Annotated in this window: 22 protein-coding genes, 1 riboswitch and 1 other annotated feature; of the genes, 12 read left to right on the top strand and 10 right to left on the bottom strand. The window is 41.1% G+C overall.

All coding sequences use genetic code 11. From position 1 onward, the window contains the following. Positions 1-73 precede the first annotated feature (73 nt). From AC1Z3S_RS02440 to AC1Z3S_RS02430, 3 genes are all read left to right on the top strand, one after another. Positions 74-928, top strand: coding sequence for an RluA family pseudouridine synthase (locus AC1Z3S_RS02440; protein WP_461739028.1), 855 nt, complete (start codon positions 74-76; stop codon positions 926-928). A gap of 60 nt (positions 929-988) precedes the next feature. Beyond that, positions 989-1,224, top strand: a binding site (T-box leader). A 50-nt stretch (positions 1,225-1,274) separates the two neighbouring features. Further along, a complete protein-coding gene (gene tyrS, locus AC1Z3S_RS02435) occupies positions 1,275-2,276 on the top strand; it encodes a tyrosine--tRNA ligase (protein WP_461739027.1) in 1,002 nt (333 codons plus the stop codon). A 12-nt stretch (positions 2,277-2,288) separates the two neighbouring features. Then, positions 2,289-2,477 carry a hypothetical protein gene (locus tag AC1Z3S_RS02430; protein WP_461739026.1) on the top strand — a complete coding sequence of 63 codons (189 nt, stop codon included), beginning with the start codon at positions 2,289-2,291 and terminating at the stop codon, positions 2,475-2,477. A 139-nt stretch (positions 2,478-2,616) separates the two neighbouring features. Here the strand turns inward: AC1Z3S_RS02430 and pnp are convergent, their stop codons facing one another. Both pnp and rpsO read right to left on the bottom strand, forming a co-directional pair. Further along, positions 2,617-4,749 (bottom strand): polyribonucleotide nucleotidyltransferase, encoded by a 2,133-nt coding sequence (pnp, locus tag AC1Z3S_RS02425; protein WP_461739025.1) that lies wholly within the window; start codon positions 4,747-4,749, stop codon positions 2,617-2,619. A gap of 190 nt (positions 4,750-4,939) precedes the next feature. Continuing rightward, a complete protein-coding gene (gene rpsO, locus AC1Z3S_RS02420; protein WP_265456304.1) occupies positions 4,940-5,209 on the bottom strand; it encodes a 30S ribosomal protein S15 in 270 nt (89 codons plus the stop codon). A 387-nt stretch (positions 5,210-5,596) separates the two neighbouring features. Here rpsO and def point away from each other — a divergent pair, with 387 nt between their 5' ends. Beyond that, positions 5,597-6,160: a peptide deformylase gene (def, locus tag AC1Z3S_RS02415; protein WP_461737040.1), complete on the top strand. Its 564-nt coding sequence runs from the start codon at positions 5,597-5,599 to the stop codon at positions 6,158-6,160. 92 nt (positions 6,161-6,252) lie between these two features. On the opposite strand, the gene AC1Z3S_RS02410 is transcribed toward def, so the two are convergent. The 3 genes from AC1Z3S_RS02410 to AC1Z3S_RS02400 are packed head-to-tail and all read right to left on the bottom strand — an operon-like array spanning position 6,253 to position 7,770. After that, positions 6,253-6,771, bottom strand: a complete 519-nt coding sequence (locus AC1Z3S_RS02410; protein ID WP_461739024.1) for a transcription repressor NadR — start codon at positions 6,769-6,771, stop codon at positions 6,253-6,255. Positions 6,772-6,773: 2 nt separating this feature from the next. Then, positions 6,774-7,052 (bottom strand): chorismate mutase, encoded by a 279-nt coding sequence (locus AC1Z3S_RS02405; RefSeq protein WP_461739023.1) that lies wholly within the window; start codon positions 7,050-7,052, stop codon positions 6,774-6,776. A gap of 19 nt (positions 7,053-7,071) precedes the next feature. Next, positions 7,072-7,770 carry an NAD-dependent protein deacylase gene (locus AC1Z3S_RS02400; RefSeq protein WP_461739022.1) on the bottom strand — a complete coding sequence of 233 codons (699 nt, stop codon included), beginning with the start codon at positions 7,768-7,770 and terminating at the stop codon, positions 7,072-7,074. A 158-nt stretch (positions 7,771-7,928) separates the two neighbouring features. Between AC1Z3S_RS02400 and AC1Z3S_RS02395 the strand changes: the two genes are divergently transcribed. The 5 genes from AC1Z3S_RS02395 to AC1Z3S_RS02375 all read left to right on the top strand — a co-directional run bounded on the left by AC1Z3S_RS02395 (position 7,929) and on the right by AC1Z3S_RS02375 (position 14,175). Next, positions 7,929-8,237 (top strand): hypothetical protein, encoded by a 309-nt coding sequence (locus AC1Z3S_RS02395; protein WP_461737044.1) that lies wholly within the window; start codon positions 7,929-7,931, stop codon positions 8,235-8,237. Between the two features lie 157 nt (positions 8,238-8,394). Then, a riboswitch (Lysine riboswitch) is annotated at positions 8,395-8,568 on the top strand. A gap of 81 nt (positions 8,569-8,649) precedes the next feature. Then, positions 8,650-10,251: an ABC transporter permease subunit gene (locus AC1Z3S_RS02390; protein ID WP_461739021.1), complete on the top strand. Its 1,602-nt coding sequence runs from the start codon at positions 8,650-8,652 to the stop codon at positions 10,249-10,251. Between the two features lie 48 nt (positions 10,252-10,299). Then, positions 10,300-11,037 (top strand): amino acid ABC transporter ATP-binding protein, encoded by a 738-nt coding sequence (locus AC1Z3S_RS02385; RefSeq protein WP_461739020.1) that lies wholly within the window; start codon positions 10,300-10,302, stop codon positions 11,035-11,037. A 177-nt stretch (positions 11,038-11,214) separates the two neighbouring features. Beyond that, complete coding sequence (brnQ, locus tag AC1Z3S_RS02380; protein ID WP_461739019.1) at positions 11,215-12,570, top strand: branched-chain amino acid transport system II carrier protein; 1,356 nt, start codon at positions 11,215-11,217, stop codon at positions 12,568-12,570. Between the two features lie 69 nt (positions 12,571-12,639). Next, on the top strand, positions 12,640-14,175 hold the full coding sequence (locus AC1Z3S_RS02375; RefSeq protein WP_265456319.1) for a helix-turn-helix domain-containing protein: 1,536 nt from the start codon (positions 12,640-12,642) through the stop codon (positions 14,173-14,175). Between the two features lie 47 nt (positions 14,176-14,222). On the opposite strand, the gene AC1Z3S_RS02370 is transcribed toward AC1Z3S_RS02375, so the two are convergent. Together AC1Z3S_RS02370 and thiD are read right to left on the bottom strand one after the other, a co-directional pair. Beyond that, the gene (locus AC1Z3S_RS02370; RefSeq protein ID WP_461739018.1) at positions 14,223-15,110 is read right to left on the bottom strand and encodes a cation diffusion facilitator family transporter; all 888 of its coding nucleotides are present in this window, start codon (positions 15,108-15,110) and stop codon (positions 14,223-14,225) included. Between the two features lie 153 nt (positions 15,111-15,263). Further along, a complete protein-coding gene (thiD, locus tag AC1Z3S_RS02365; RefSeq protein WP_461739017.1) occupies positions 15,264-16,079 on the bottom strand; it encodes a bifunctional hydroxymethylpyrimidine kinase/phosphomethylpyrimidine kinase in 816 nt (271 codons plus the stop codon). A gap of 238 nt (positions 16,080-16,317) precedes the next feature. On the opposite strand from thiD, the gene AC1Z3S_RS02360 reads away from it, so the two are divergent. The 3 genes from AC1Z3S_RS02360 to AC1Z3S_RS02350 all read left to right on the top strand — a co-directional run bounded on the left by AC1Z3S_RS02360 (position 16,318) and on the right by AC1Z3S_RS02350 (position 19,807). Further along, the gene (locus AC1Z3S_RS02360; RefSeq protein WP_461739016.1) at positions 16,318-17,238 is read left to right on the top strand and encodes an SDR family oxidoreductase; all 921 of its coding nucleotides are present in this window, start codon (positions 16,318-16,320) and stop codon (positions 17,236-17,238) included. Positions 17,239-17,422: 184 nt separating this feature from the next. After that, the gene (locus tag AC1Z3S_RS02355; protein WP_461739015.1) at positions 17,423-18,301 is read left to right on the top strand and encodes an alpha/beta hydrolase; all 879 of its coding nucleotides are present in this window, start codon (positions 17,423-17,425) and stop codon (positions 18,299-18,301) included. A gap of 264 nt (positions 18,302-18,565) precedes the next feature. Continuing rightward, the gene (locus AC1Z3S_RS02350) at positions 18,566-19,807 is read left to right on the top strand and encodes a multidrug efflux MFS transporter (RefSeq protein WP_461739014.1); all 1,242 of its coding nucleotides are present in this window, start codon (positions 18,566-18,568) and stop codon (positions 19,805-19,807) included. Between the two features lie 118 nt (positions 19,808-19,925). Here AC1Z3S_RS02350 and AC1Z3S_RS02345 read toward each other — a convergent pair whose 3' ends face one another. The 3 genes from AC1Z3S_RS02345 to AC1Z3S_RS02335 all read right to left on the bottom strand — a co-directional run bounded on the left by AC1Z3S_RS02345 (position 19,926) and on the right by AC1Z3S_RS02335 (position 25,099). After that, positions 19,926-21,383, bottom strand: coding sequence for a glycoside hydrolase family 1 protein (locus tag AC1Z3S_RS02345; protein ID WP_461739013.1), 1,458 nt, complete (start codon positions 21,381-21,383; stop codon positions 19,926-19,928). 12 nt (positions 21,384-21,395) lie between these two features. After that, entirely contained in the window at positions 21,396-23,231 is a 1,836-nt protein-coding gene (locus tag AC1Z3S_RS02340; RefSeq protein ID WP_461739012.1) for a beta-glucoside-specific PTS transporter subunit IIABC, read from the bottom strand. A 113-nt stretch (positions 23,232-23,344) separates the two neighbouring features. Continuing rightward, complete coding sequence (locus AC1Z3S_RS02335; RefSeq protein ID WP_461739011.1) at positions 23,345-25,099, bottom strand: helix-turn-helix domain-containing protein; 1,755 nt, start codon at positions 25,097-25,099, stop codon at positions 23,345-23,347. Positions 25,100-25,143 lie beyond the last annotated feature (44 nt).

Raw genomic sequence — 25,143 nt, 5'->3', positions numbered from 1 at the left:
CTGATTATAGAGGATAAATGTAAGGAATATCCTACAAAACTATTAAATATCTGATAAATTTTAAGGAGCTCCCATGGAATATACAATCAACTTACCGGAAAATCATCCGGAAATCACGTTGCGCCAGCTTTTGGAAGAAGAATGGCTGGTCCCACGAAAAGTCCGCCATTTTTTACGAACTCGTAAAAATGTTGCGGTCAACAAGCAGACTGCTATGTTTCACCAAATTGTTCACGGCGGCGATCAGATTACGCTAGTCTTGGAGGCTGACGATTATCAGCATCAAGCAATTGCACTGGGCAATCCCGTATTGGTTAACGTTCTCTTTGAAGACGAGCATATTATCATTGTCAATAAACCGGCTGGTATTAAAACTCATCCCAATCAGCCGACGGAAAATGATACTTTATTAAATCACTTGGCCGCCTATCTAAAACCAACAGGAACTCAGCCGTTTGTCGTGCATCGTTTGGACAAAGAAACTAGCGGCTGTATCGTTTTTGCCAAAAACCCGTTGGTGCTGCCGATTTTAGGTCGTCTCTTGGAAAGTAAGCAAATTCAGCGGTTTTATCAAGCAATCGTTGAAGGTCAGCTGAAAGAGGATCTGACGATAGCAAAAAAAATCGGCCGTGACCGTCATGACCGCCGTAAACGGATCATCGATTCTAAAAATGGCCAAGCAGCCATCACCCATGTGCATGTCGTCAAAAGCGGTGCAACCTCTAAGATAATTTGTCAGCTGGAAACTGGTCGCACCCATCAGATTCGTGTGCATTTATTAAGTATCGGTCATCCACTGGTCGGCGATCCTTTGTATAATCCCGGTAGTCGTAAGCAGCGGCTAGCTCTTCACGCCTATCAGCTTAAAATGCCCCACCCGTTTTCTAAAGAAGAAATTTTGGTCACAGCCGAGCCGGGATTATGGTAGAAACCTCCAAGAAAGCTTGACAAGCTGAAAGCACAAATGCTACACTGCTGATAATTTCATACATAAGTGTTGAGAAGAACGAGTACTTTAAGTGGTATTTTACAGAAAGCTGCCGGCTGATGAGAGGCGCAAAGAAAACTTTTAGGAATACATCTTTGAGCTGTCACCTGAATTTTAGTAGGGGAATCGGGCTTGCGTCCGTTAAAAACGCACAAGTATCAGAGGTACTTGTTGAGGGAAATTGTCTGAGCAATTTCTGAATTTAGGTGGTAACACGTCTGTTGGACGTCCTTTAGCTGAATAAGCTGAAGGGCGTTTTTTTTTATTTTAAAAAGGAGTGGGTAAAATGCAAGCAGAAGAACAATTGGTCATAATTAAAAAAGGTGCGCAGGAAATTATTTCAGAAGCGGATTTATTAAAAAAACTACAAAGCTCTATTGCCACCAAAACACCATTGATTATCAAACTAGGGCTAGACCCTTCTGCCCCAGATATTCATTTAGGGCATGCCGTAGTTTTACGGAAGATGAAACAGCTGCAAGACTTGGGCCATCATGTTGTCTTAATCATTGGCGATTTCACCGGCCAAATCGGCGACCCGACTGGAAAAGCTCAAGGGCGCCAGCAATTATCAGCCCAGCAGGTTCAAGCAAATGCCGAAACCTACGTTACGCAGCTCACTAAGATTTTAGATCCGCAAAAAACCTCCGTCTGTTTTAACAGTGAGTGGCTGGCTAAAATGAATTTCGCCGAGGTACTGCGTTTGGCTAGCAGCACAACCATTTCCCGCATGTTAGAACGGGATGATTTTCAAACCCGCTACCGCAACCAAGTGTCGATTGGGTTGCATGAATTTTTCTACCCCTTGATGCAGGCTCAAGATTCTGTGGCCATTTCAGCTGATATTGAATTAGGCGGCACCGATCAAACTTTTAATATTTTGATGGGACGGCAATTGCAGCAACAACAAAATTTAGCGAAACAGGTCGCCATTTTTATGCCGCTATTAGAAGGTTTAGATGGTGTTAATAAGATGAGCAAAAGTTTAAATAATTACATCGGCGTCAACGAAGCCCCGCGGATTATGTTCAAAAAAGTCATGGAGGTGCCAGATAATTTAATCATCAAATACTTTGAATTAGCGACAGATCTGCATCCTCAGCAGATAAGTGAACTATCTCAAAGGCTGGCAGCTGGTGAAAATCCTCGGGATATTAAGCTGGAATTGGCTCTTGAAATTACCACCTTATACCACGGCCGCTCTCTAGCAGATGCGGCGGCTCAAGAATTCAAAAAAGTTTTTCAGCAGGGAGCTATGCCAGAAGATATGCCGCTGATTAAGCTTTAGCAGGCGACAACTTTGGAAAATTTACTACCACTATTAATTGAAAAGAAAATTATTGCCAGTAAAAGTGCCTTTCGTCGCCTACTGCAGCAAAAAGGCGTTCATTTGAATCAACGCTTATTAAATCTTGAAGATTTATCTTTGACTATCAAGGCTGGCGATATTTTAAAAATCGGTAAGAAGAATTTTTACCGTTTTGATTGAAATGATTGTAGCAGCTGAGCCAGTATTTTTACTGTCACTAAGCAGCGAGGACCCAGTTTGATAAATAATACATTCTGTTTCAAACCAAAAAACTGCTGCAAATCAGTTTTCACCGACTTGCAGCAGTCTTGTAAGGTAATTATTTTGTTTCGTCGTTTTTCTCGTCTTTTAACATGGCTTTGCGGGAAGCATTAACCCGGCCTTGTCTGTCGATTTCCGTTACTTTCACCAGCACTTCATCGCCAAGTTTCACCACGTCTTCAACTTTGTTAACCCGTTCGTTAGCCAACTGCGAGATATGCACTAATGCATCTTTGCCCTTGATTAAATTCACGAAGGCGCCAAATTTTTCAATGCGGACCACTTTACCTAAGTAAACTTCGCCAACTTGAATTTCTTTGGTTAAGTCTTGGATGATCTTGACGGCTTTTTGGATCATTTCCGCATCCGCAGAAGCGATGCTGACGTTACCTTCTTGATCGATATCAATTTTAACGCCGGTTTCGTCGATGATACCATTAATGGTTTCGCCGCCTTTACCGATGACATCTTTGATTTTGGCTGGTTCAATTTTAATCATTTCAATCTTAGGTGCATACTTGCTTAATTCTTTCCGTGGTTCTGCTAAGGTTGAAGTTAATTCAGCTAAAATTTCCATCCGCGCTTTTTTGGCTTGTGTCAAAGCTTCAGATAGAATTTGTTCAGTGATTCCTTGGATTTTAATATCCATTTGTAAAGCGGTGATACCGTCTTTAGTCCCAGCCACTTTAAAGTCCATGTCGCCTAAGTGGTCTTCTAAGCCTTGAATATCTGTTAAGATGGTGTAATTTTCCCCATCAGATACCAGACCCATCGCAATTCCGGCAACCGGTGCTTTAATCGGCACACCAGCATCCATCAAAGCTAAGGTGCCGGCACAGATACTTGCTTGAGAAGAAGAACCGTTCGATTCTAAAACTTCGGCTACTAAACGAATTGTGTAAGGGAAGTCTTGTTCACTTGGAATCACTTGAGCTAAGGCCCGTTCACCTAGCGCTCCGTGACCAATTTCCCGACGACCTGGTGAACCGGCACGGCCAGTTGAACCAACTGAAAATTGTGGAAAATTATAATGATGGATAAAGCGTTTTGAATCCTCCACGCCTAAGCCGTCAATAATTTGATGTTCCCCAAGGGGTGCTAAAGTTGCCGCTGACAATGCTTGTGTTTGTCCCCGTGTGAATAAACCTGAACCATGGACCCGTGGTAAGATACCGACTTCTGAAGACAATGAACGAATTTCGTCTAATTTACGGCCATCAGGACGGATTTTATCAATGGTAATTAATTCCCGAACGACATCTTTTTCTAAGTCTTCGGCAATTTGTTTGATTTCTTTGGTGATTTGTACTTGGTCAATGTCTTCTAATTCAACATTGGCATATTTTTCACCGTAAACTTCTTTAACTTTTTCTTTGACGGCTTCAATATTGTCTTCCCGAGCCAATTTTTCTTCGGTTAAGACCGCTTCCTTCATGACAGGATAATATTCAGCAAAGATTTCTTTTTTCAAGTCTGGATTGACTTCTAATAAAGTCACAGTCATTTTTTCTTTGCCGACTGCTGCAACGATTTCTTCTTGGAAAGCCACTAATTCTTGGATAGCTGCAAAACCAAAGAGCAAAGCGCCTAGCATATCTTCTTCAGAAACTTCTTTGGCACCAGATTCCACCATGTTGATAGCTTTTTTAGTACCAGCAACCGTTAATGAAATATCGGTTTGTTCGGCTTGTTCAACAGTTGGGTTTAAGACATACTCGCCATTGACCCGACCGACATCCACACCAGCAATTGGACCATCAAAAGGAATATCTGAGATAGCTAAAGCCAATGATGAACCAAACATTGCCGCCATTGAAGGTGAGCAATCTTGTTCGACACTCATGACGATATTGGTTACTTGGACTTCATTTCTGAAACCATCAGCAAACATTGGTCGAATCGGACGGTCGATTAAACGAGCCGTTAAGGTCGCATCGGTGCTTGGACGGCCTTCCCGTTTGATGAAACCGCCGGGGATTTTACCGACAGCATACATTTTTTCTTCGTAATTAATGGTTAATGGGAAGAAATCAGTATCCTTAGCTTCTTTTGAGGCTACAGCTGCACTTAGTACAACTGTGTCGCCATAACGAACCAAAACAGCTCCATTGGCTTGTTTGGCCATTTGTCCGATTTCAACTTCCAGCGGGCGTCCGCCCCAGTTTGTTTTAAAAACTTGTTTTTCTGACATATTCTGCTCCTTTTTTCCAACTTGCCCTGACACGCTACTAAACAAATGAAAATCAAAAAAAATTTCAGACTTTCATTTGGTTAGTAGAAGGTCTCTTGGCGGTTGGAGGGGTTTATTTTTGCGCCTTAAAACAGGCGGTAGATCCTACAGAAAAAAAGTGAGATCCCCTTGGAACCCCACTTTCCTTTGATTAACGACGTAAGCCTAAGCGTTGGATTAATTCGCGGTAACGTTGAACGTCAGTTTTACGTAAGTAAGCTAACAAGTTACGACGGTGACCAACTTTTTTCATTAGTCCACGGTAAGAATGGTGATCTTTTTTGTGAACTCGTGCATGCTCATTCAGGTGATTGATTTCTTCCGTTAATACAGCGATTTGTACTTCTGGTGAACCAGTATCTCCTTCATGGCGAGCGTAATCAGCGATGATTTCGTTTTTGCGTTCTTTTGAAATTGCCATGTTTTCCACCTCTTTCTAAAATATTCTCCCCATGACTGAGTAAGACGTTGGTGATTCGTCAAACCAAGTGATAGGCGGTGCCTTAGCACAGAGTATACTTTACTTGAATTTGTTAAAAAAAGCAATAGTCCGACCTGGGAAAGCCGGCTTTTTTTAGGGAATTTTTAGGGAATCTCAGAAATTGCTTTCAGTTGCTGTCCTCAGACAAAACAGCGAGCTGCCAGTGATAATTTTCTTAAGAAAAGTTTTCGCTGAAAAAGCTATCAATTAACAACTCTATACCATTGCTAAAAATTTGTGTTAAACTTAGTTCACGAGAATCAATTAAAGAACAGCTGACCAGCTTTTTCAGGTCCATCTTTAATTGAAGGAAGGGGATTTAGAATTTTGATTACCATGGAAAATATTATCCGCGAAGGCCATCCAACCCTGCGGGAAGTCGCTAAAGAAGTCAGCTTGCCACTCTCTGATGAGGATGTGCAGTTGGGTAAAGATATGCTGGAATTTTTAATCAACAGCCAAGACCCCGTCAAGGCTGAGGAATTGCAACTAAGGGGAGGCGTTGGTCTGGCGGCTCCGCAATTAGATATTTCTAAAAGAATTATCGCCGTCCATGTACCCAGTGACGATCCGGAAAAACCAGAGCCCCAGTTAAGTGCGGTCATGTACAATCCAAAAATTGCCAGCCATTCTGTTCAAGATGCCTGCCTTGGTGAAGGCGAAGGCTGTTTATCAGTTGACCGGGAAGTGCCCGGCTATGTTGTTCGTCACGCACGGGTGACGGTCACTTATACTGACGCAACAGGGCAACAGCAAAAAATTCGCTTGAAAAATTATCAAGCGATTGTCGTTCAGCATGAAATTGATCATTTAAACGGTGTGATGTTCTATGACCACATCGATGCTGAAAATCCATACGCCTTAAAAGATGGCGTCTTAGTTTTAGAATAAACCATAATACCAGTTCCTGACTTAATCGAAGGCCACCAAAACCGAAATTTTTGGCGCTTTCCCTTAGAGTTTAAGTCAAGGAACTGGTATTTTTATTTTTCCTGATATAGAATCTGCTGCTCCTGTAAGGCTTGTTTGATTTTGACTAAATCAGCCTCTGTCTGAAAGCGAATCGTGTGCAGATGAATCCCCTCCGTCAATTCTGACAGCAAAGTGGCTTCAGCTTTTTGATAGTCTGCAATAAAGCGACGAACATCTGCAAAGGTTTTGATTTGCAAATTCCCCTGCAGTTCCCCATATAAAGGATGTTCGACAATCACATCTAAAATTTCGCCGCCATTTGCTACAATTATATTCAGCTCTTCCTCCGTTTGATCCGGACCATGCTGGACGGCAATTTTTGCGGTGATGCCGCTCTCGTCACCGGCTAATAAATAACCTCTGGCGGTGGCCATAATCTGTTGACCGCTAGCTCGCAATAAAGCCACGTCACCAACGATAATTTGGCGGCTCACCCCTAGTTCCTTGGCAAATTTTTGGGCACTGATTGGTTTTTCAGCCTCTTTTAAAGCGGCGATAATCGTTTCTTTTCTTCTTTGTCCATCATTCATTGTCAACCCTGCTTTAATTGTTGATTTTGGTAATTGCGGGAGTGTTTCATCACGTCTTTAAAAGTCTCTTGAATTGTCATTTGATAGTCTTTTTGCTGAACCAGCTCCGCCACCTGCTCCAAAACCACCGCTTCTCTGGCGGGATCGTAGACAACCTGGCTGTCGCCTTTAATGGCGGCGATTTGGCTGACCACTGCCATTCTCTTTTCCAATAAAGCGACAATTTCTTGATCGATAGCATCAATTTTTTGCCGCTGTTCCCGTAGTTCTTCTGCCTTCATTTAGTGATTCCTCTCTTTTTCAGACTTGTTTAAATAATTCTTCGGCTGCTCCTTGATAAAAATAATCAATCAAAGGATGCCCTAAAGGCGTTTGATTAATCGCCAAAACCTTTTGCTGCGTCTTGCCGTTGATTAAATCACAAAATGGATGCACTTGAAAAGTCGTGCCCACAATCACAATTAAATCTGCTGTCGCCACAGCCTGCAAGGCATTTTCAATGACAGCCTCTTGAAAACCTTCTTCATATAAGACAACTTCTGGTCGGATTTGCCCGCCGCAATTTTCATGAACATCGCTAATAAGATACTCTTGCCATGGTACAGGTAAGCGACATTTGCGGCAATGGCAGTGATACAAACTGCCATGAAACTCAACTAATTGTTGGCTGCCAGCTTTACTATGGAGACCGTCAATATTTTGAGTGACAATCCACGTCGGTTTGCGCTTTTCAAAGGCCGCCATTTTTTGGTGAATCACATTAGGCTTGGCATCTGGATGATACAATAATTGAACAAATTCATAAAACTTTTCCGGCTCTTGGAGTAAAGCCGTGTGACTTAATAAATACTCTGGTGCGGCCATTCCCTGATAGACCCCCTGCAGCGAACGATAATCTGGAATTCCCGAAGGTGTGGAAACTCCAGCGCCGGTGAGAAAAGTTATGTTTTCCGCCTGTCGCATCAACTCAATGCTTTCCTTGATTGTCATCGTTTTCATCTCATCACCTCATCTTTCCTTAGTATAGCTTAATTTTTCGGAAAAGTGATATTCTGCTGAGAATTCTTACAAAGTTTTCTCTTTGTTTATTTTTTCACCATGACAATCTCAAGGGAACGTGATAAACTATTTACGGAATATAAAGTGAGGTGAATCAAATGGTAGCATTGGCATACATTATTTATTGGGGTCTAATCCTTGTAAACATGGCTTGGATCGCATTAAGTTTATTCTTCGGTATTTTTTATTTATCCCGCAAAGAAAATGGAAATCTTTGGGTTTTCGCCTTTTTAAATGTTGTTTCCGTTATTGCATTGGGCGTGACGATGTTTGTTTTCCGTACTTGGCGGTCATACTTCGCTATTGTTCAATATTCAAGCTTAATCTGGGTGCTAATCGGTATCCTCTTAGTCATTGCTTTGGCTTACGCAATCTTAGGCCGGGAACCAAAAGAAGCAACAGCTTAATGAAAAAACAAAGACAAGAATTCCTTCATTGGAATTCTTGTTTTTTTGTCTTGAAAATCGTTGACCACAGCAGGATTCTCAGAGAAATTTAAAAAACCATTGACATTTTTCTGAATTCACCATACACTTGCCCATAACAATTAAATATGACACACCTTATTAAGGTAGAGGTCGCGGACTTGATTAATCCTGTCGAGAAATGAGTTTTTCTATGAAGCAGAGCTAGGCAAGGCCGCCGAAATATCATCTTGACTCATCAAGCTGATGTTGGGGCGCAAATGAATAATTTGCGAACTGTCTTAGCAAATTGCTAAGTTGTGCTATGGATGTCGGTTCATGAAGATGTATACAGCCTAGTCAATTTAGCTAGGCTGTTTTTTTGTCGTGAGGAATTAAGGGAAGGAAACTACTTATGAAAAAATTTTATTTACTGCTGACGGCGCTGCTGTGTTTGATAATTTTGCCGCAAGCTGCCAATGCCACCACCTCCACAAGTGAGACTGCAACGACAAACGGTGAGTTTCGGGTGGGCATGGAGGCAGGCTATGCCCCGTTTAACTGGACCCAGCAAACCGATGCCAACGGTGCTGTGCCGATTTCTGGCGACAGCTCTTATGCTGGCGGCTATGACGTCGAAATCGCCAAGAAAATTGCCGCTGGTTTAGGCAAAGAGCTGGTGATTGTCAAAACTGAGTGGGACGGTTTATTGCCATCGTTACAATCTGGTGTGATTGATGCGATTATTGCCGGCATGTCGCCGACTGAAGAACGGCGCCAGGAAATTGATTTCACTGACGCCTATTATGAATCAAATCTAGTTATTGTCACCCGCAACGATACCCGCTACGCCACAGCTACCTCTTTAGCGGATTTTGCCGGCGCTAGAATTACTGCTCAGCTGAGCACTTTTCATTATGATGTGATTGATCAAATTCCAGATGTTGAAAAACTGACGGCCTATGATAATTTTGCCGCGATGCGGGTCGCCTTAGAGTCTGGCACCATTGACGGCTATGTCAGCGAACGACCAGAAGGCGTTACCGCACAAGAAGTTAATCCTGATTTAAAAATGGTGGAGTTTGCGGATGGCGAAGGCTTCAATGTGAATCCAGAAGATGTCCAAGTCTCGGTGGGATTACAAAAAAATTCTCCTTACCTAGCGGAGATTAATCAAATCTTAGCGGGCATCTCAGAAGATGAACGGATTGACATTATGGACAACGCGATTGAAACGCAACCGGCCACCGCTGAAGATAATAGCACAGACGGAACCAGCGAAAATGCTTTTGTGCGGATTATTCGCCAAAACGGCACCCTCTTTTTACAAGGGGCCGGCATGACACTTTTTCTAGCAATTATCGGCACCTTTGTCGGCACCTTTATCGGTCTTTTAGTCGGTGTGTATCGGACAACTCCTTTAGCAGCTAATAAAATTAAACGCGGTCTGCAAAAATTCTTTGGCTGGGTATTGTCGGCTTATATTGAAATTTTCCGGGGAACTCCGATGATTGTACAAGCGGCTGTTTTTTATTATGGAATGGCTTTAGCCTTTAATTTAGATATGAATCGAACTGTTGCTGCTTTAATCATTGTTTCCGTAAACACGGGAGCTTATATGTCGGAAATCGTTCGTGGCGGTATTTTCTCGGTCGACAAAGGCCAATTTGAAGCCGCTCAGGCAATCGGCATGACCCATCGTCAAACGATGCTGAAGGTTGTCTTACCTCAAGTGATGCGCAATATTTTACCGGCTACCGGCAATGAATTTGTTATCAACATTAAAGATACTTCTGTCTTGAGTATTATTTCTGTGACGGAATTATTTTTCCAAGGAAAATCTGCTGCCGGAACAAATTACATGTTCTTCCAAACTTATGCCATTATCTGCGTGATTTATTTTGTCTTGACCTTTACCATTACCCGGATTTTACGAGTGGTGGAAAAACGTATGGATGGCCCCGACAGCTATGAAGCTGCTGAAAACACTGATGTCTTAATTGAAGCAGATAAATAAGGGCTTTGATAACTGCTGATAGATTTTTTTCCTAAGAAGGAGTAAGCTATGGAAAATATTATTGAAATTAATCATTTAAAAAAAGACTTCGGTAAAAATGAAGTCTTAAAGGATATTCACTTAGATATTCAAAAAGGAGAAGTCGTGACAATTATCGGCTCCTCCGGCTCAGGTAAGTCGACGCTTTTACGCTGTATCAATTTGTTAGAAATTCCTACTAGTGGTGAAATTTTATTTCACGGAGAAAATGTTTTAACTCCTGGTTATGACTTGCCGAAATATCGGACCCATTTAGGAATGGTTTTCCAGCAATTTAACTTATTCAACAATATGAATGTCCTGGACAACTGTACTTCTGGTCAAATTTCTGTCTTGAGGCGTCCTAAAGCTGAGGCAGAAAAAATTGCTTTAGAAAATTTAGATAAAGTCGGCATGGCTCGCTTTGTTAAAGCGAAGCCTAGTCAGCTCTCCGGTGGTCAAAAGCAACGGGTAGCCATTGCCCGAGCGCTTTCTATGAATCCTGATGTGCTATTGTTTGACGAACCGACTTCAGCCCTTGACCCAGAGATGGTGGGAGAAGTTCTAAAAACTATGAAGGCTTTGGCCCACACCGGCTTGACAATGGTAATTGTCACCCACGAAATGGCTTTTGCAAAAGATGTTTCCGACCGGGTAATCTTTATGGACCAAGGAATTATCGCAGAAGAAGGCACTCCTGAGGATATTTTTGTCACCCCCCGTCACGAGCGGACGAAGGCTTTCCTACAGCGGATTCTTGAGGATTAAACATTGATAAAAAGATATGTTAAGCCATATCTTTTTATTTTTTTGCTAAAAAATGATATACTTCCAAAGCAATCAAGGTTAAAAGTAACAGTTAATTTCTAATTATATTTTTATTGAATATTTTTGATTGTTTTGTTATTTTTGTCTTTAGTATTTTAAAAATTAAGGAGAATATATGTGGAACACAAGTTATCCTTTAGGGAAAAGCTTTTTATCGGCTCGATGCTCTTTGGTCTTTTCTTCGGTGCTGGTAATCTAATTTTTCCGATTCATTTAGGACAAGAGGCTGGCGCCAATGTTTTTAGTGCCAACCTGGGATTTCTCGTGACAGGAATCGGTCTGCCGTTTCTGGGAATCATCGCTTTGGCAATTAGTGGCAGCGGCAATGTCTATGACTTAGCCAGCAAAGTTAATCAGCGTTATGCAAAAATTTTCACCGTTCTGCTTTATCTAGTTATCGGTCCCTTCTTTGCATTACCCCGTTTAGCAACAACTTCATTTGAAATTGGAATCGCCCCATTTATCAATGCCCAGCAACAACCTTTAGTATTAGCTTTATTTAGCGTCATTTTTTTCTTGATTGCCTGGGGGTTTGCCCGCAAGCCCACCAAAATTTTAGTGTACGTTGGCAAATTTTTAAATCCGATTTTTTTGATTCTGTTAGGTTTTTTACTGCTGTTAGCCTTTATAAATCCTTTCGGCAGCATAAGTGATGCCGCTGTTCAAGGCAGCTATCAAAGCGAAGCCTTCTCAACCGGCTTCACACAGGGCTATAATACTTTAGATGCTTTAGCAGCCTTAGCCTTTGGGATTGTGATTATCTCGACCGTCAAAAATTTAGGCGTTAAAAAGGAAGCAACAATTGCGAAGTACACGATTCAATCAGGGGCCATCAGCATTATTTTGATGGGCGTTATCTACACCCTATTAGCCTACTTGGGAACGATGAGCTTAGGCAGCTTTGCCGTCAGTGAAAATGGCGGAATTGCACTGGCTCAAGTGGCTAATTATTATTTAGGGGGCTTAGGCAGTTTTATTTTAGCGCTGATTGTCATTACAGCCTGTCTTAAAACCGCTATCGGTCTAATCACCTCGTTTTCTGAAACATTTGCCGATTTATTTCCTAAGAGGTCTTACAACTTTTACATTTTAGTTGTCAGCTTCCTGCCCTGTCTTTTCGCAAATGTCGGCCTGACGAAAATTATTGAATTTTCGACACCAGTTTTGATGTTTCTTTATCCTTTGGCAATTGTTTTAATCTTACTGCCATTGCTGGAACCCTTAATTGGTTACCGCCGCTTGGTCTACCAAGTGACCACTTATTTTACGTTGTTCGCTGCTATTATCGACGGCTTAAACGCCGCACCTGCTTGGATTTCAAATTGGTCATTTATAAAAGAAATTATAAATTTTGGTAGTAATTATTTACCTTTCTTTAATATTGGTATGGGTTGGATAATCCCAGCTGTTATTGGATTTATAATTAGTTTTATATTAGACTTAAACTTTAACAAAAGAATAAAAAAAACATAGAAAATACCTGATAACTGACTTTTTTATCAGATTCTATTAAAATGAAAGTGAATTAAAGGAGGAACTGACATGCTATATGAAGAAATAATGTTTGACTCATCTACCTTAATCCGTTACCGAATTTTCCGTTACCTAATGCAAATCAGTCGTGAAAGCTATGCCATTTCCCAATTGGCTGAGGATATGAACTTAAACTATCAACAGGCCGTGATTGACCTAACTGAAATTGACGAAGAATTATTGGAATTGAACCCGCAGCACAAAAGTATTTTACTAGGCGCTGGTAAGGTCAATTGCTTCAATCTTTCTTCAACTGTCGACGAGTATCGCTACTATCTATTGAAAAAAAGTGTTCCCTTCCAGTTCATCATTTACTTTTTGAATGAAGAACATCCAAATGTTGTCGATTTTTGTGATACCTACTCTGTCAGCCGCTCGACTGTTTCCCGTAAAATGGAAAAATTAAAAGCCTATTTGAAACAGTATAATCTGCGTTTAACTTATACTGAAGCGAATTTAGTCGGCGACGAACGCCTTGTGCGGGTGATGCTGTTTAACTTAATCTGGTTAGGCACACGGGGAATTGAAATTCCCTTTAACACGGACTTAGACCGGGTGGAAGAATTAGTGGATGGCGTTTCAGAATTTTTCCCATTGAGCCTTAGCTACTTTGGCCAAATGGAAATTCGCTATTTTGCCGCCTTGTATTTAGCACGTATCCAAAAAGGTAATTTTGTAAAATACGATAAGCGCTATGACTTCTTGATGAAGAAAAATTCTTATTATGATTTCGATCAGATTGACGCTTTATCAGAAGACCTTAATATTAAAATGACGCCAAAACAAAGAAAAGCCGAAACTAGCTTTGTCTTCTTCTTAGCCCATTATGTTCCTTTCTATACAATGGAAAACGAAGCTACTCTGCAACAAACGATTTATGATTTTTCAACTCGGCCAAATCCGATTTACAGCTTGAATCAAGAGTTTTTAAACTTTATCAAGGAAGATTTATTTAAAAATCAGCCAAATGTTTTGGATAGCCCACTAGTTATTGGAAACTTATTAAATATTGGCTTTACCTTCTATGTGACAGAGCAGCCGATTCCAAATATCCAAACTTTGGTCGTACCTGCTAAAGAGCAAGAACATGCTGAATATTTATTGGAACAAAAAATTGATGAATTTTTCACCCATGCAGAAGATAAGGATCAATACGCATTTGTTAAAAAGGTAAAACCTTATATGGTGAAATCTTATAAAAATATTCTTTTACCGTATTACAACTCCTTGGAATTCTCCCACAAAATTAAGATTGGTTTAGCAATGGAGCACAACTTTGTCTTAGTCAAATGGGTTTACCAATTCTTGGATGATTTGCGCTTTGTCGAAACAGAAACTTACCAGTCTGGCAACCGCTATGACTATGATTTGATTTTGAGTTCTTCTTTACTCTTAAAACAAAAACATCCGCAATTACCAGTTTACTTCTGGGATCATTCCGGCGGTGAAGACCAGTTGATGCAGCTTTATCAATATCTGCGTCGCATTTACAATGAGAAGAATTTGCAGATTCATTTTGAAAACGCCGAAGCTTCTAAAGACTAAGCATTACAAAAGAGAACCCACTAGCCATCACGGTTAGTGGGTTCTTTTTAAATACTATGGCTAACAGATTCATCGGCAATTTTGCCTAGCTCGACTTGAATTGTAATATGATTTAAAGGAAATTTTTTTACTAATCGATGATCGAGCTCTGCCAAAAATTGATTGTTCTCTGCCAAGGTCGAACGACAGACATGGACCGTCAGCGCATTTTCTGTTGTCGAAATTGCCCAGACATGTAAATCATGCAAATCGACGACTGTCGGCTGCTGTAAAATAAATTTCTCCACCGCCGCTAAATCAATTTCTTTTGGAACAGCATCAAGGGATAGGTTTAAAGATTCCTTTAGCAAGCCCCAAGTGCCGCTAAAAATTACCAGCGCGATGATTAAACTCATCACTGGATCCAACCAAAACCAATTGGTCAATTTTATTATTAGCGCAGCAATCACTACGCCGACAGAGACTAAAGTATCGGCGGCCATGTGTAAAAAGGCTCCTTTGACATTTAAATCCCGCTGTTGGCCCTTCATAAAGAGCAAGGCTGTCCCGCCATTGATTAAAATTCCGATAAAAGCCACTAGCATGACAGCATTTTCTGCCACAGGTTGTGGATTGCCGAAACGCTGCAGGGCCTCCAAAATAATGCCGCCAACTGCCACTAATAAGATGACAGCATTAAACAATGCCGCCAAAATCGAACTGCGTTTATAACCATAAGTGCGAAATTTATCCCGTTGCCGCTGACTCAGCAGTAAAGCAATCCAAGAAACCAATAGTCCTAAGACATCGCTGAGATTATGACCAGCATCGGCAATCAGCGATAAAGAATTCGCTGTAAAGCCAAAAGCTGCCTCCACTGCTACAAAAATTAAATTAATCACGATTCCAATTTTAAACGCGCGCTTGATTTGCTGCGGTTGTTGTCCATCTGTCATCTAATTTGCCTCTTTTATATGAATTTATTTTCATGTTTAATTGATGATAGCACTTCCCAGTTTTAACTGCAAGTAATTACGGATATCGTCGTAATAGTTTATGAAAAAAACCTTCAACTACTTTTCCATAAAAATAGTTGAAGGTCTTTTAGTTTATTGAACTTTTTTAGCGGCGAGCCAATGATTGATTGGGCCATATTTATGCCCAACAAAAATTTCTTGGCTGATAGCGGCGTTAACGAAATCTTTGGCAATGCGGATAGCTGGTTCAATTTCAGTCCCTTTAGCCAATTCAGCGGCAATACAGGCGGACAAAGAATCCCCTGTGCCGTTAATCCGATCGGTAGCATGGTATTCCGCCGACAGCCAAAAATCACGGCCAGACTCTAATAAAACGTAGTCTAAAACTTCTTCTTGCTGCGGATCATCGTGGCGCCCTTTAATGATGACATTTTTAGCGCCTAATTTTTGAATTTCTTTGGCGGCTAAAACAAAATCTTCAGCAGCTGTTAAGCTGCGGCCTGTTAGTTTTTCGGCTTCATAAAAATTAGGCGTGATGACTGTTGCAAGCGGAATTAATTTTTCTTTTAAAGCGATTAGCGCAGATTCTTCTAATAAAAGATTGCCATGTTTAGTGACAATCACAGGATCGACAACTAAGGGCCCAAAGTCATACTGTTGATAATTTTTTACAACGGTTTCAATCAGTTCACTATTTGCAAGCATGCCAGTCTTGCTGGCCCGAATTTGATAATCCTCTGCTAACAATTCAAATTCTTTGTCGATAAAATCTGATGGCAGATTGATACTGGCGGCAATCCCATATGAATTGCCCGCAACACAGGCGGTTAAGACCGATGCGCCATAAACCTCCCGTGCGAAAAAGGTATGTAAGTCTGCCTGCATGCCTGCACTGCCATCACTATCTGACCCCGCAATGGTCAATGCTTGGGGATATTGGATTTCCATAAATTGCCTCCTAAAGTTTTCTAAATCCCATTATACCGGAATTTGACTAAAAAGCCGGTGAAACGCTCAGCGGGCAATCGTTTTTGTTAGAAAGAGCAGTTATTTATTAATCTTCATTAAGAATCCAGTCAATTTATTTTACATTCTGCAAAATTCACCATATAATTTGCTTGTTTTCAAAAAGTATTTTTAAAAGGGAAAAATTGAAAAAGCGAAAAATAGAAAGAAGCGAAGACGCATGAAAATTACCATGTTAGGTTCTTTAGGAACTATTAATAGTTTAGTCATTCCCCAATTAATTGCCGAAAAGCATGATGTTACTGTCATTACCTCCAACGAAGACCGCCTACCAGCGATTGCTGCGCTGGGAGCTCACGGTTTGGTCGGTGATTTATTAGATGAAAAATTTTTAAGCGGAGCGTTTGTCGGAGCAGACGTAGTCTATTTGATGATTGCCGGGGGTCCTCATGGAGACAACTTCCTTGAGCAGGCAAAGCTGCAAGGAAAAATTTTCCGTGATGCACTTGCCGATAGTGGTGTTAAAAAGGTTGTCAACCTCAGCAGTGTTGGCGCTGATGCCGGTAGCGAAGCTGGGGCTCTGTATGCCTACAACTTAATTGAATCTGAATTACAGCAGTTAACCGATGTTTCGATTGCTTTTGTGCGACCTGTTGGATTTTATCAAAATCTCTACCGCCATCTGCCAAGTATTATTGAACGTCAGGCACTGTTTTCTAACATTCCAGCAGATGTAAAACAAAACTGGGTAGCTCCTCAAGATATTGCAGCTGAAATTTCTCACCTGCTTTTAGAGCTACCTGCAGGAAAAACTGTGCATTATGTTGTCAGTGACAACTTCTCTGGTGCAGAATTTGCCGAAGCTTTGAAAACAGAATTACATTTGCCCCGCCTGCATTACTTGGTTATTTCCGATCAGCAGGTCAAAGAAGGTCTATTGAAAAATGGCTTATCAGAAGAGTTTAGTGAAGCCTTGATTCAAATGAATGACTATCAACGCCAACCAGAAAAAATTTATGCTGACTTAAAAGCCCATCCAGATGAAATCACCGAAGGGCAAGTTAAGCTGGCTGATTTTGTTAAAGAGTTCGCTGAAGAATATCGCTCTGCCACTCGACCAGCGGCATACAGCCACAACTAAATTGGATTTAGTAAAACCCGGAAGAATTTTTCCTGTCAAAATTAGTTTTTTCTGAATTTTGGCCGAGGGAAATACCTCATCCGGGTTTTTCTTCGTGATTTTCAAAGTTTTTTTTAATAAATCGTCAGTCATTTAAAGGGCTTTGTTATACAATAGAAGTATCAAATTAATTGGAGGCGCTGTTATGAGTGAAGTAAAAATTAACCCGTTAGAATTAATTCCTTTAATGAAAGAATCCGATGCTAAGCGTGACGCTGGCTTAGTAGAGCCAGATTCCTTAGTCAAAGTTAAAGATTTATCCTATGGCCCTTATGGTGTTGAGAATACCTTTGATATTTATTATCCAAAGGGCACGACAAATCTGCTGCCGACAATTGTCTCCATTCATGGTGGCGGTTTTGTTTACGGCGACAAAGAATTGTATCGTTTTTATGCGATGTATTTAGCGACACAGGGCTTTACAGTGGTTAATTTTAATTATCGGTTGGCTCCGGCCAGTCAATATCCCGCTCCGATTGAAGATATTAACAACTTAATGAATTGGCTTTTGGTAAATGGTTTAGATTACCATTTGGATATGCAGCAATTATTTATCTTAGGGGACAGTGCTGGTGCACAATTAGTTGAACAATATACGACCTTTGCCACCAATCCAGAGTACGCCAAGCTATTTAATTTTGCAGCAGCAGAAGTTAAGCCTAAAGCTGTTGCCTTAAACTGCGGCGTTTATTTCTTAGGGGGACAAGAACCTTTAACAGCTCAGTTCCCATTTTATTATGGAGATGAACCGACAGCGGCAATTTTACAGCAATTTCCGATAGAACCCTTTATCAATAAAAATTTCCCGCCGGCTTATATTATGTCAGCCTCCCATGATTTCCTAAAAGATTTGGTCCAACCATTAGCGGCTGTTCTTAACGCTCAAGGAGTGACGACGGAAACTAAAATTTATGAAAATCCAGATGGCTCGGAATTAGGTCACGTCTTTCATATTGATCAAAAAAGCGCCATTGCGAAGCTTTGCAATGACGATGAGCTGACCTTCTTTAAAGAATATTTATAGCTAGTGTCAGACAGCGGAGAGCAGCAACTTCCGCTGTCTTTAGCGTGTCCAACCGCTTAGCTCAACTCAAGCGAACCGTTATCCTTTTCCGCTAGATTATTTGGGATTATCCTTAATTGAACAGTATTTTGTCAGTTTTGGCTGATTGCGTGGCTTCTAAACCATTTGCTAGTTTAAGTCACTGACCAGCTCCATCTACTCAGCTACTGGCGACATTTCACAACAACTTTACACAATTTATTTCTCAGAAAGAAGGCCACTTTTTTGTTAAAATCAGTCAAAAGAAAAATCTTTCGTAAACGCCCGCCTTGGTTAAAAAACTTAATTGTTTTATGGTTCGGGACTTTTATGGCGGGAATTGCCTTCAGCTTAGTCATGCCCTTTATGGCTTTATATATTGATACTTTAGGGGATTATTCTGCAGCTCAGTTGAATTTTTGGAGCGGAATTACCTTCTCTGCAACCTTCTTAGTGACAGCGATTGTTTCGCCATTTTGGGGGCGTTTAGCTGACCAAAAAGGCCGTAAGCTAATGCTTTTGCGGACCTCTTTAGGCATGGCTATCGTCATTGGCTTGATGGGCTTAGTGACCAATGTCTATCAGTTGATTGCGCTGCGTTTATTGCAGGGGATTTTTTCCGGTTATATCAGCAATGCGACAGCTTTGATTGCGACGGGAACTCCGCGGGAAAAAAGTGGTCAAGTTTTGGGTACTTTGACTACGGGTCAAGTTTCTGGAACTTTATTGGGTCCTTTAATTGGGGGCGTCATCGCTTCGATTGTCGGCTACCGCTATACTTTTTTCATCACGGGCACAATTTTATTTTTAGTCTTTATTTTAAGCTTGGTCTTTGTCCATGAAAAATTTACTCCTGTCAAAAAAGACAATATGCTGCCGGCAAAACAAATTTTTAAAGAATTAAAATATCCCCATCTAATTATCGGAATGTTTATTACCACGATGATTATCCAGGCCTCCAATAATTCCATCAGTCCGATTATCAGCTTATATATTCGACAGCTGTTGGGCGGCGGCAATGTGACTTTGGTCAGTGGGATTATCGCTTCGATTCCCGGGATTGCCACCTTGATTGCCGCCCCCCGCTTTGGCCGCTTAGGGGATCGCATCGGCAGTGAGAAAATTTTAGGGATTGGTTTAATCTTTGCCATGCTGGTCTACCTGCCGATGGCCATCGTGCAAAATGTTTGGCAATTAGGCTTCCTACGATTTCTCGTAGGTATTTCCGACGCCTGTCTATTGCCAGCAGTTCAGTCTTTGATTACCAAATATTCACCCCATGAAGCTGCCGGCCGGATTTTCAGTTACAATCAATCCTTTCAGGCTAGCGGCAATGTGATTGGTCCGATGCTAGGCTCCAGTGTCTCCTCTGTTTTCGGCTATCGAGGTGTCTTTATTTCAACCTCTCTTTTAGTTTTTGTCAATTATGTTTTAGTGCGGCGCAACACTAAAGAAATTGGCAAGGATGATTCTTTTCATCATGGTTAGATGCAAACGGAAAACTTCGCCTATTTATTTCTAAACAATTTAAATGACCTCACTTCAACTAAAACAACTAGTTGAGGTGAGGTCAATTTTTTAACATATTTTGGTTCCTGTGGGAATTCTATAAATTTTCACCATTCGAGGCAATCACTTCTTTGTACCAATCAAAAGATTTTTTCTTACTTCTTTTTTTAGTGCCGTTGCCTTCATCATCTTGATCGACATAGATATAGCCATAGCGTTTTGACATCTGAGAAGTTGAGGCGCTGACAATATCAATACAGCCCCACGAAGTATAGCCGAATAAATCGACGCCATCATGAATCGCCTCTTGCATCTGCTCAATGTGCTGTCTGAGATAATCAATGCGGTAATCGTCTTGAATACTGCCATCTGCTTGAACTTCATCAATCGCCCCTAAGCCATTTTCAGCAATGAATAAAGGCTTTTGATAGCGATCATATAATTGATTCAAAGCAATCCGCAACCCCTTAGGATCAACCTGCCAGCCCCATTCACTGCTAGGCAGATACGGATTTTTAATTCCGCCGGTAATCAAGTTCCCTTCTGCGTGTTCTAATTTTTCCGGATGGGCGGACACTGCCGAAGACATGTAATAGCTAAAGGAAATAAAATCAACCGGATACTGACATAAAATTTCTTCATCGCCAACTTCGACTGCCAGTTCGACCCCTTTTTCTTCAAACATCCGTTTTGTATAAGCCGGATAATATCCTCGAGCCTGTACATCGGAGAAAAAGAGGGAGGTGCGCTGACTTTCAACAGTTTTTTGCACATCGTCTGGGTCGCAGGAATAAGGCACCAACAATTGAAAACTAATCATACAGCCGACTTTTGAATCAGGAATAATCTCATGGCAGGCTTTAGTTGCTAAGGCACTCGCCACGAATTGATGATGAGCTCCCTGATATTTGGCCTGTTCTAAATTCGGGTGATTTTCTTCAATCACCCCAACGCTGACATAGGGATGATGCTTCACGCAATTGATTTCGTTGAAGGTCAGCCAGTATTTCACTTTGTTTTTATAGCGTTCAAAAACGGCTGTCGCAAAATTTAGATAAAAATCAATTACTTTGCGATTAGGCCAACCGCCATATTCAGTAACTAAATATAGAGGCATTTCATAATGGGACAATGAGACTACCGGTTCAATACCGTGTTTTAATAATTCATCAAACATCTCATCATAAAATTTTAAGCCCGCCTCATTAGGTGCTGTTTCATCCCCATGGGGAAAAATCCGAGTCCAAGCAATTGACGTGCGGTAACATTTGAAGCCCATGTCCGCAAAGAGGGCAATGTCTTCTTTAAAATGATGATAAAAATCATTGCCGTGGCGTTTCGGATAATATTTTTTACTGTGGGGATCTTGTGCTTCAGCAACTTGTTGATGCGTCATCAGATGCCATTGATCTGTCCAGTGCTCTTTAGGTAGTGTGCTGTCAAAGGTGTATACATCAGAAACAGATAAACCTTTACCACCTTCATCAAAGCCACCCTCAACTTGATGGGCGGCGGTAGCGCCGCCCCATAGAAAATCTTTTGGAAATTTTGTCATGTCTTTTGCTCCTTATACTAAAAGTTCGCCAAAATCAGCACCGATTACAACACTTTGATTTTCATCGACAAATTCGATGGTTTCAAAGTCAGCACTATTGGTAACCATCACCATAATTGTTGGGTCATAGCCATTTTCTTTGATTTTTTCTAAATCAAAGGTGACCAATAATTCTCCAGCCCGCACCTGCATATTTTCTGTGACCGCTGTTTCAAAATATTTACCAGCTAAATTCACTGTATCAATTCCGATATGAAGTAAAATTTCAGCCCCTTGGGGAGTCGTGATGCCGATGGCGTGCTTACTTGGAAAAATTGAGGTAATCCTTCCGGCTGCTGGGCTATAGACTTCGCCTCTTGATGGGATAACAGCAAAGCCTTCTCCCATTGCACCGCTTGAAAAGGTTGGATCGTTCACTTCTGATAGAGCAATTGTTTGACCTTGAGCTGGTTTTTCTAAAACTAGTGTTTGTTCACTATCTAAAATCATTTTTTCTTCTTCAACAGCTGCTTCGTCTTTATAACCAAAGAGGAAGGTTAAGACGCAGGCTGCTAGCATTGCTAAGAAATAACTGGCAACTAGCCAGACAAAGCCTTGACCAATATAAATTGGGAAAGACAAAATACTGCGGGTAGCAACTGCTAAAGCGCCAGCACCGGCTGCTCCTGCCACACCACCGAAGATTGCACCGACAATACAAGCGATGTAAAAAGGTTTTTTGTATTTCAAAGTAATTCCGTAAACGGCCGGTTCGGTAATTCCAAAGAGAGCACTGATAAAAGAAGAAAGGGCTAAACTTTTTACTTTTTTATCTTTGGCTTTTAAGAAAACGCCTAGGACAGCTCCGGCTTGTGCTGCGACGGCTGTCATACAGCCAGGTCCCAATGTGTCTCGACCGTAAAAAGCAATATTGTTAGTCATAACTGGCACCATCCCCCAGTGTAAACCAAAAATGACTAAGACTTGCCAAAAGCCACCGATAACAGCTCCAGATAAAATTGGACTAAAATTATAAACGGCTAAGTAACCGTTTGCGATTAACTCGCTGGCAGAATTAGCGATTGGACCCACGACCATCAATGTCAGTGGCACCATGATAATCAAACAAATAAACGGCGTTAATAAATCCCGCACGCTTTCGTGTAATCGCTTGCGGGTGAAGCGTTCTAAATGAGACAAGACATACACGGCTAAAATAGCTGGAATTACGGTGCTGGAATATCTAGCCAGAGAAACCGGTAGACCTAAAAAGCTGATAGCCGCACCATCTGTATAGGCGGCGGTAATTGTTGGATAAACCAAAGCGGCCGCTAAAACCATCGCAATAAAAATATCGGTTTTGAATTTTTTGGCTGCTGTATAGGCTAAGAAAATTGGCAAGAAGTAGAAGAAGGCGTCTGCTGCCGCATTTAATACAACGTAGGTACCGCTATCTGTTGCTAGCCAACCAACACTTGTCAGTAAAGCCAAAACCCCTTTGATTAATCCACTGCCGGCAAGCACGCCTAAAGTTGGTGCAAAGACAGCGGCAATCATATCAATAAATGAGTTCAACAAATTTTTCTTTTCTTTAGGCGCCTCTTCTTCGGTACTGGCTGCTCCTAAATTTGATATCTTAGTAATTGCTTCATAGACATCATTAACTGTATTGCCAATAACAACTTGAAACATCCCGCCGGCTTCAACAACTGTAATCACACCGTCAAGATTTTCAATCGCTTGTTTTTTGGCTTGCTTTTGATCCTTTAAGGTAAAGCGCAATCTCGTTGCACAGTGGTAAAGATTACTAACATTTTCCTCTCCGCCGACATTTTTCAAGATATCATTTGCTAATGCTTCATATCCCATTTTTGTTTCCTCCTCGATAACTTGTATCCGTTTTCTATATTGCTAGTATAAGGAGGAACCGCACTTTCCGCCATTCAAGATAAATCGCCACTAAAAAGGAAATTGCTTGAACGCTAGAGGTCGCTTAGCAATTCACTGATGGCGGAAAATTCCGGCAGCATCAAGGAATTTTTGACATAGGAAACATGGATAATCGTCTGAATCTTCCGCTGCTGATAGACGATTGCCTCCTGCAGTTGGTATTGTCGAATCTGAGTCGTACCGCTATCTTTGATTTCACAGGCAAACAAGACTTTTGCCGTAATTGGCAGGGTAATTAAATCCTTTGTCGCCGGCACTAGCTGCTGTAAATCCGCGACTTTTTTCTTAACGACAATCTGGCTTTCCTGATTATAATACTTCGCTAGAAAATCCTGTTTAAAGGCTTCTTCTTTTTCATTTATTTGCTGATATAACTCATTGCTCAGCTCGTTCAACTCATTTTCCGTCAGAACACTGGGAATAAAATTGAAGCCGGGATAATTAAAGACGATTTCTTGTTCTGTGGTCAGGGCTAAACTAAATTGCTGTTGCTCTTTTAAGCGGGCTTCAAAGAGATATACCGGTTCAATCTGAACTTGGCGAACTTTCCGCTGCAAAGCGTCCTCTAAATTCCGTTTTAACGCATTTAAAATACTAAAGGATTGATTGCTAACCACCAGCAGCGTTTCCCCGCTGCGATAGCTTTCCAAACTCTCTGCTAAATACAAAACTAAATAGGAAAGCTCAGCTAAATTCGGCCGTAAATCAAAATATATCGGGAAAAACCGCCGGACTAAATAGGCTTCTAAAGGATAATTCGCCAATGTCTTTTGGGCGAAATGATTTAAAACATTATGGCCGGCTGTCATTCGTAATTCCATCTGTTGGATATGCATCACCAAGGCATCGCTGCGGACAAATAATTTTTCCGTTGGCAATGCTAAAAAATCAATGATTGCCCCCTCAAATTTCAATAGTTTTTGGGCAATCACTAAATTTTCTTGATTATCTAAAAAGAGGTAATTGAGTTCCAATAGCCGATTGCCTAAAGCACGGTGTTCATCCACAGTTACTTGATAGCCGCATTCAGTGGCAATCGCTGCTACGATTTTTTCAACAACCGGAACCAACAATGTATTGACTGGAAACACTTCTAAAGAATATTGGCGTCGGCCTCTGGCAATGGTCAACGCAAGATAGCGGGCATACCGCAAAAAATCTTCACCGGAAATAATGTAATTGGCTTCAATCAAAATTTCCTGTAAAAAATTTTGAATGAGAGGAATCAACGCCAACACTTCTTCAATAAAATCTGCGGGCAATCGGCTTTCTAATAACACCGATTGCGTTCCCACCATCGAAGCAAAAATTCGCCGCATATCTTCTGTGACATGAATCTTCAAGCCTTTTTGGTTGGAGACTTCTAGCTCCAGATTAGGATTGCGATTGACCCAGCGCTGAATCGTTTTGACTTCATTAGAAACAGCCGTCTTAGAAAGAAAAAACGTATCTGCCAGCTGCTGCATACTGACATACTCCTCTTGAAAAATTAAATAAATAATCATCGTTGAAGCCCGGAAATTCATACTGGAATACATCTTGTGCTTTTTGACTTCCATAACAATTTGCGTCTGCAATTCTGGTGCTAAATACACCAGATGATAGCCTTTGCGTTTATTACTTTCAATTTGGATTTCTTCAGGATGGCTATCCAACATATCTTTAATTTCTGCTTGAACTGTCTTTTTAGTTGTGTGGATCTGTTCAGCTAGTTTTTCACTAGTCAGCCATAGATTGGTGTTGGCTAAATACACCAACAGCTCCAATTGGCGACGGGTTAAATTCATCGAGACCACTCCTCTCGTTGTCATTTTAGTCAAATTCCGCTGGG

Source organism: Enterococcus sp. LJL90, from assembly GCF_056924355.1.
The sequence above is the reverse complement of the archived record's forward strand: the minus strand, read 5'-3'. Positions and strand labels throughout refer to the sequence as shown.

Excerpts from the sequence above, each read along its gene's own strand:
- pnp (WP_461739025.1), bottom strand. The coding sequence starts at position 4,749 with ATGTCAGAAAAACAAGTTTTTAAAACAAACTGGGGCGGACGCCCGCTG.
- AC1Z3S_RS02395 (WP_461737044.1), top strand. The coding sequence starts at position 7,929 with ATGGTAGCATTGGCATACATTATTTATTGGGGTCTAATCCTTGTAAAC.
- thiD (WP_461739017.1), bottom strand. The coding sequence starts at position 16,079 with ATGGAAATCCAATATCCCCAAGCATTGACCATTGCGGGGTCAGATAGT.
- AC1Z3S_RS02440 (WP_461739028.1), top strand. The coding sequence starts at position 74 with ATGGAATATACAATCAACTTACCGGAAAATCATCCGGAAATCACGTTG.
- AC1Z3S_RS02410 (WP_461739024.1), bottom strand. The coding sequence starts at position 6,771 with ATGAATGATGGACAAAGAAGAAAAGAAACGATTATCGCCGCTTTAAAA.
- AC1Z3S_RS02355 (WP_461739015.1), top strand. The coding sequence starts at position 17,423 with ATGAGTGAAGTAAAAATTAACCCGTTAGAATTAATTCCTTTAATGAAA.
- AC1Z3S_RS02360 (WP_461739016.1), top strand. The coding sequence starts at position 16,318 with ATGAAAATTACCATGTTAGGTTCTTTAGGAACTATTAATAGTTTAGTC.
- AC1Z3S_RS02370 (WP_461739018.1), bottom strand. The coding sequence starts at position 15,110 with ATGACAGATGGACAACAACCGCAGCAAATCAAGCGCGCGTTTAAAATT.
- AC1Z3S_RS02400 (WP_461739022.1), bottom strand. The coding sequence starts at position 7,770 with ATGAAAACGATGACAATCAAGGAAAGCATTGAGTTGATGCGACAGGCG.
- AC1Z3S_RS02345 (WP_461739013.1), bottom strand. The coding sequence starts at position 21,383 with ATGACAAAATTTCCAAAAGATTTTCTATGGGGCGGCGCTACCGCCGCC.
- AC1Z3S_RS02340 (WP_461739012.1), bottom strand. The coding sequence starts at position 23,231 with ATGGGATATGAAGCATTAGCAAATGATATCTTGAAAAATGTCGGCGGA.
- AC1Z3S_RS02385 (WP_461739020.1), top strand. The coding sequence starts at position 10,300 with ATGGAAAATATTATTGAAATTAATCATTTAAAAAAAGACTTCGGTAAA.
- rpsO (WP_265456304.1), bottom strand. The coding sequence starts at position 5,209 with ATGGCAATTTCAAAAGAACGCAAAAACGAAATCATCGCTGATTACGCT.
- AC1Z3S_RS02390 (WP_461739021.1), top strand. The coding sequence starts at position 8,650 with ATGAAAAAATTTTATTTACTGCTGACGGCGCTGCTGTGTTTGATAATT.
- AC1Z3S_RS02405 (WP_461739023.1), bottom strand. The coding sequence starts at position 7,052 with ATGAAGGCAGAAGAACTACGGGAACAGCGGCAAAAAATTGATGCTATC.
- AC1Z3S_RS02335 (WP_461739011.1), bottom strand. The coding sequence starts at position 25,099 with ATGAATTTAACCCGTCGCCAATTGGAGCTGTTGGTGTATTTAGCCAAC.
- tyrS (WP_461739027.1), top strand. The coding sequence starts at position 1,275 with ATGCAAGCAGAAGAACAATTGGTCATAATTAAAAAAGGTGCGCAGGAA.
- AC1Z3S_RS02375 (WP_265456319.1), top strand. The coding sequence starts at position 12,640 with ATGCTATATGAAGAAATAATGTTTGACTCATCTACCTTAATCCGTTAC.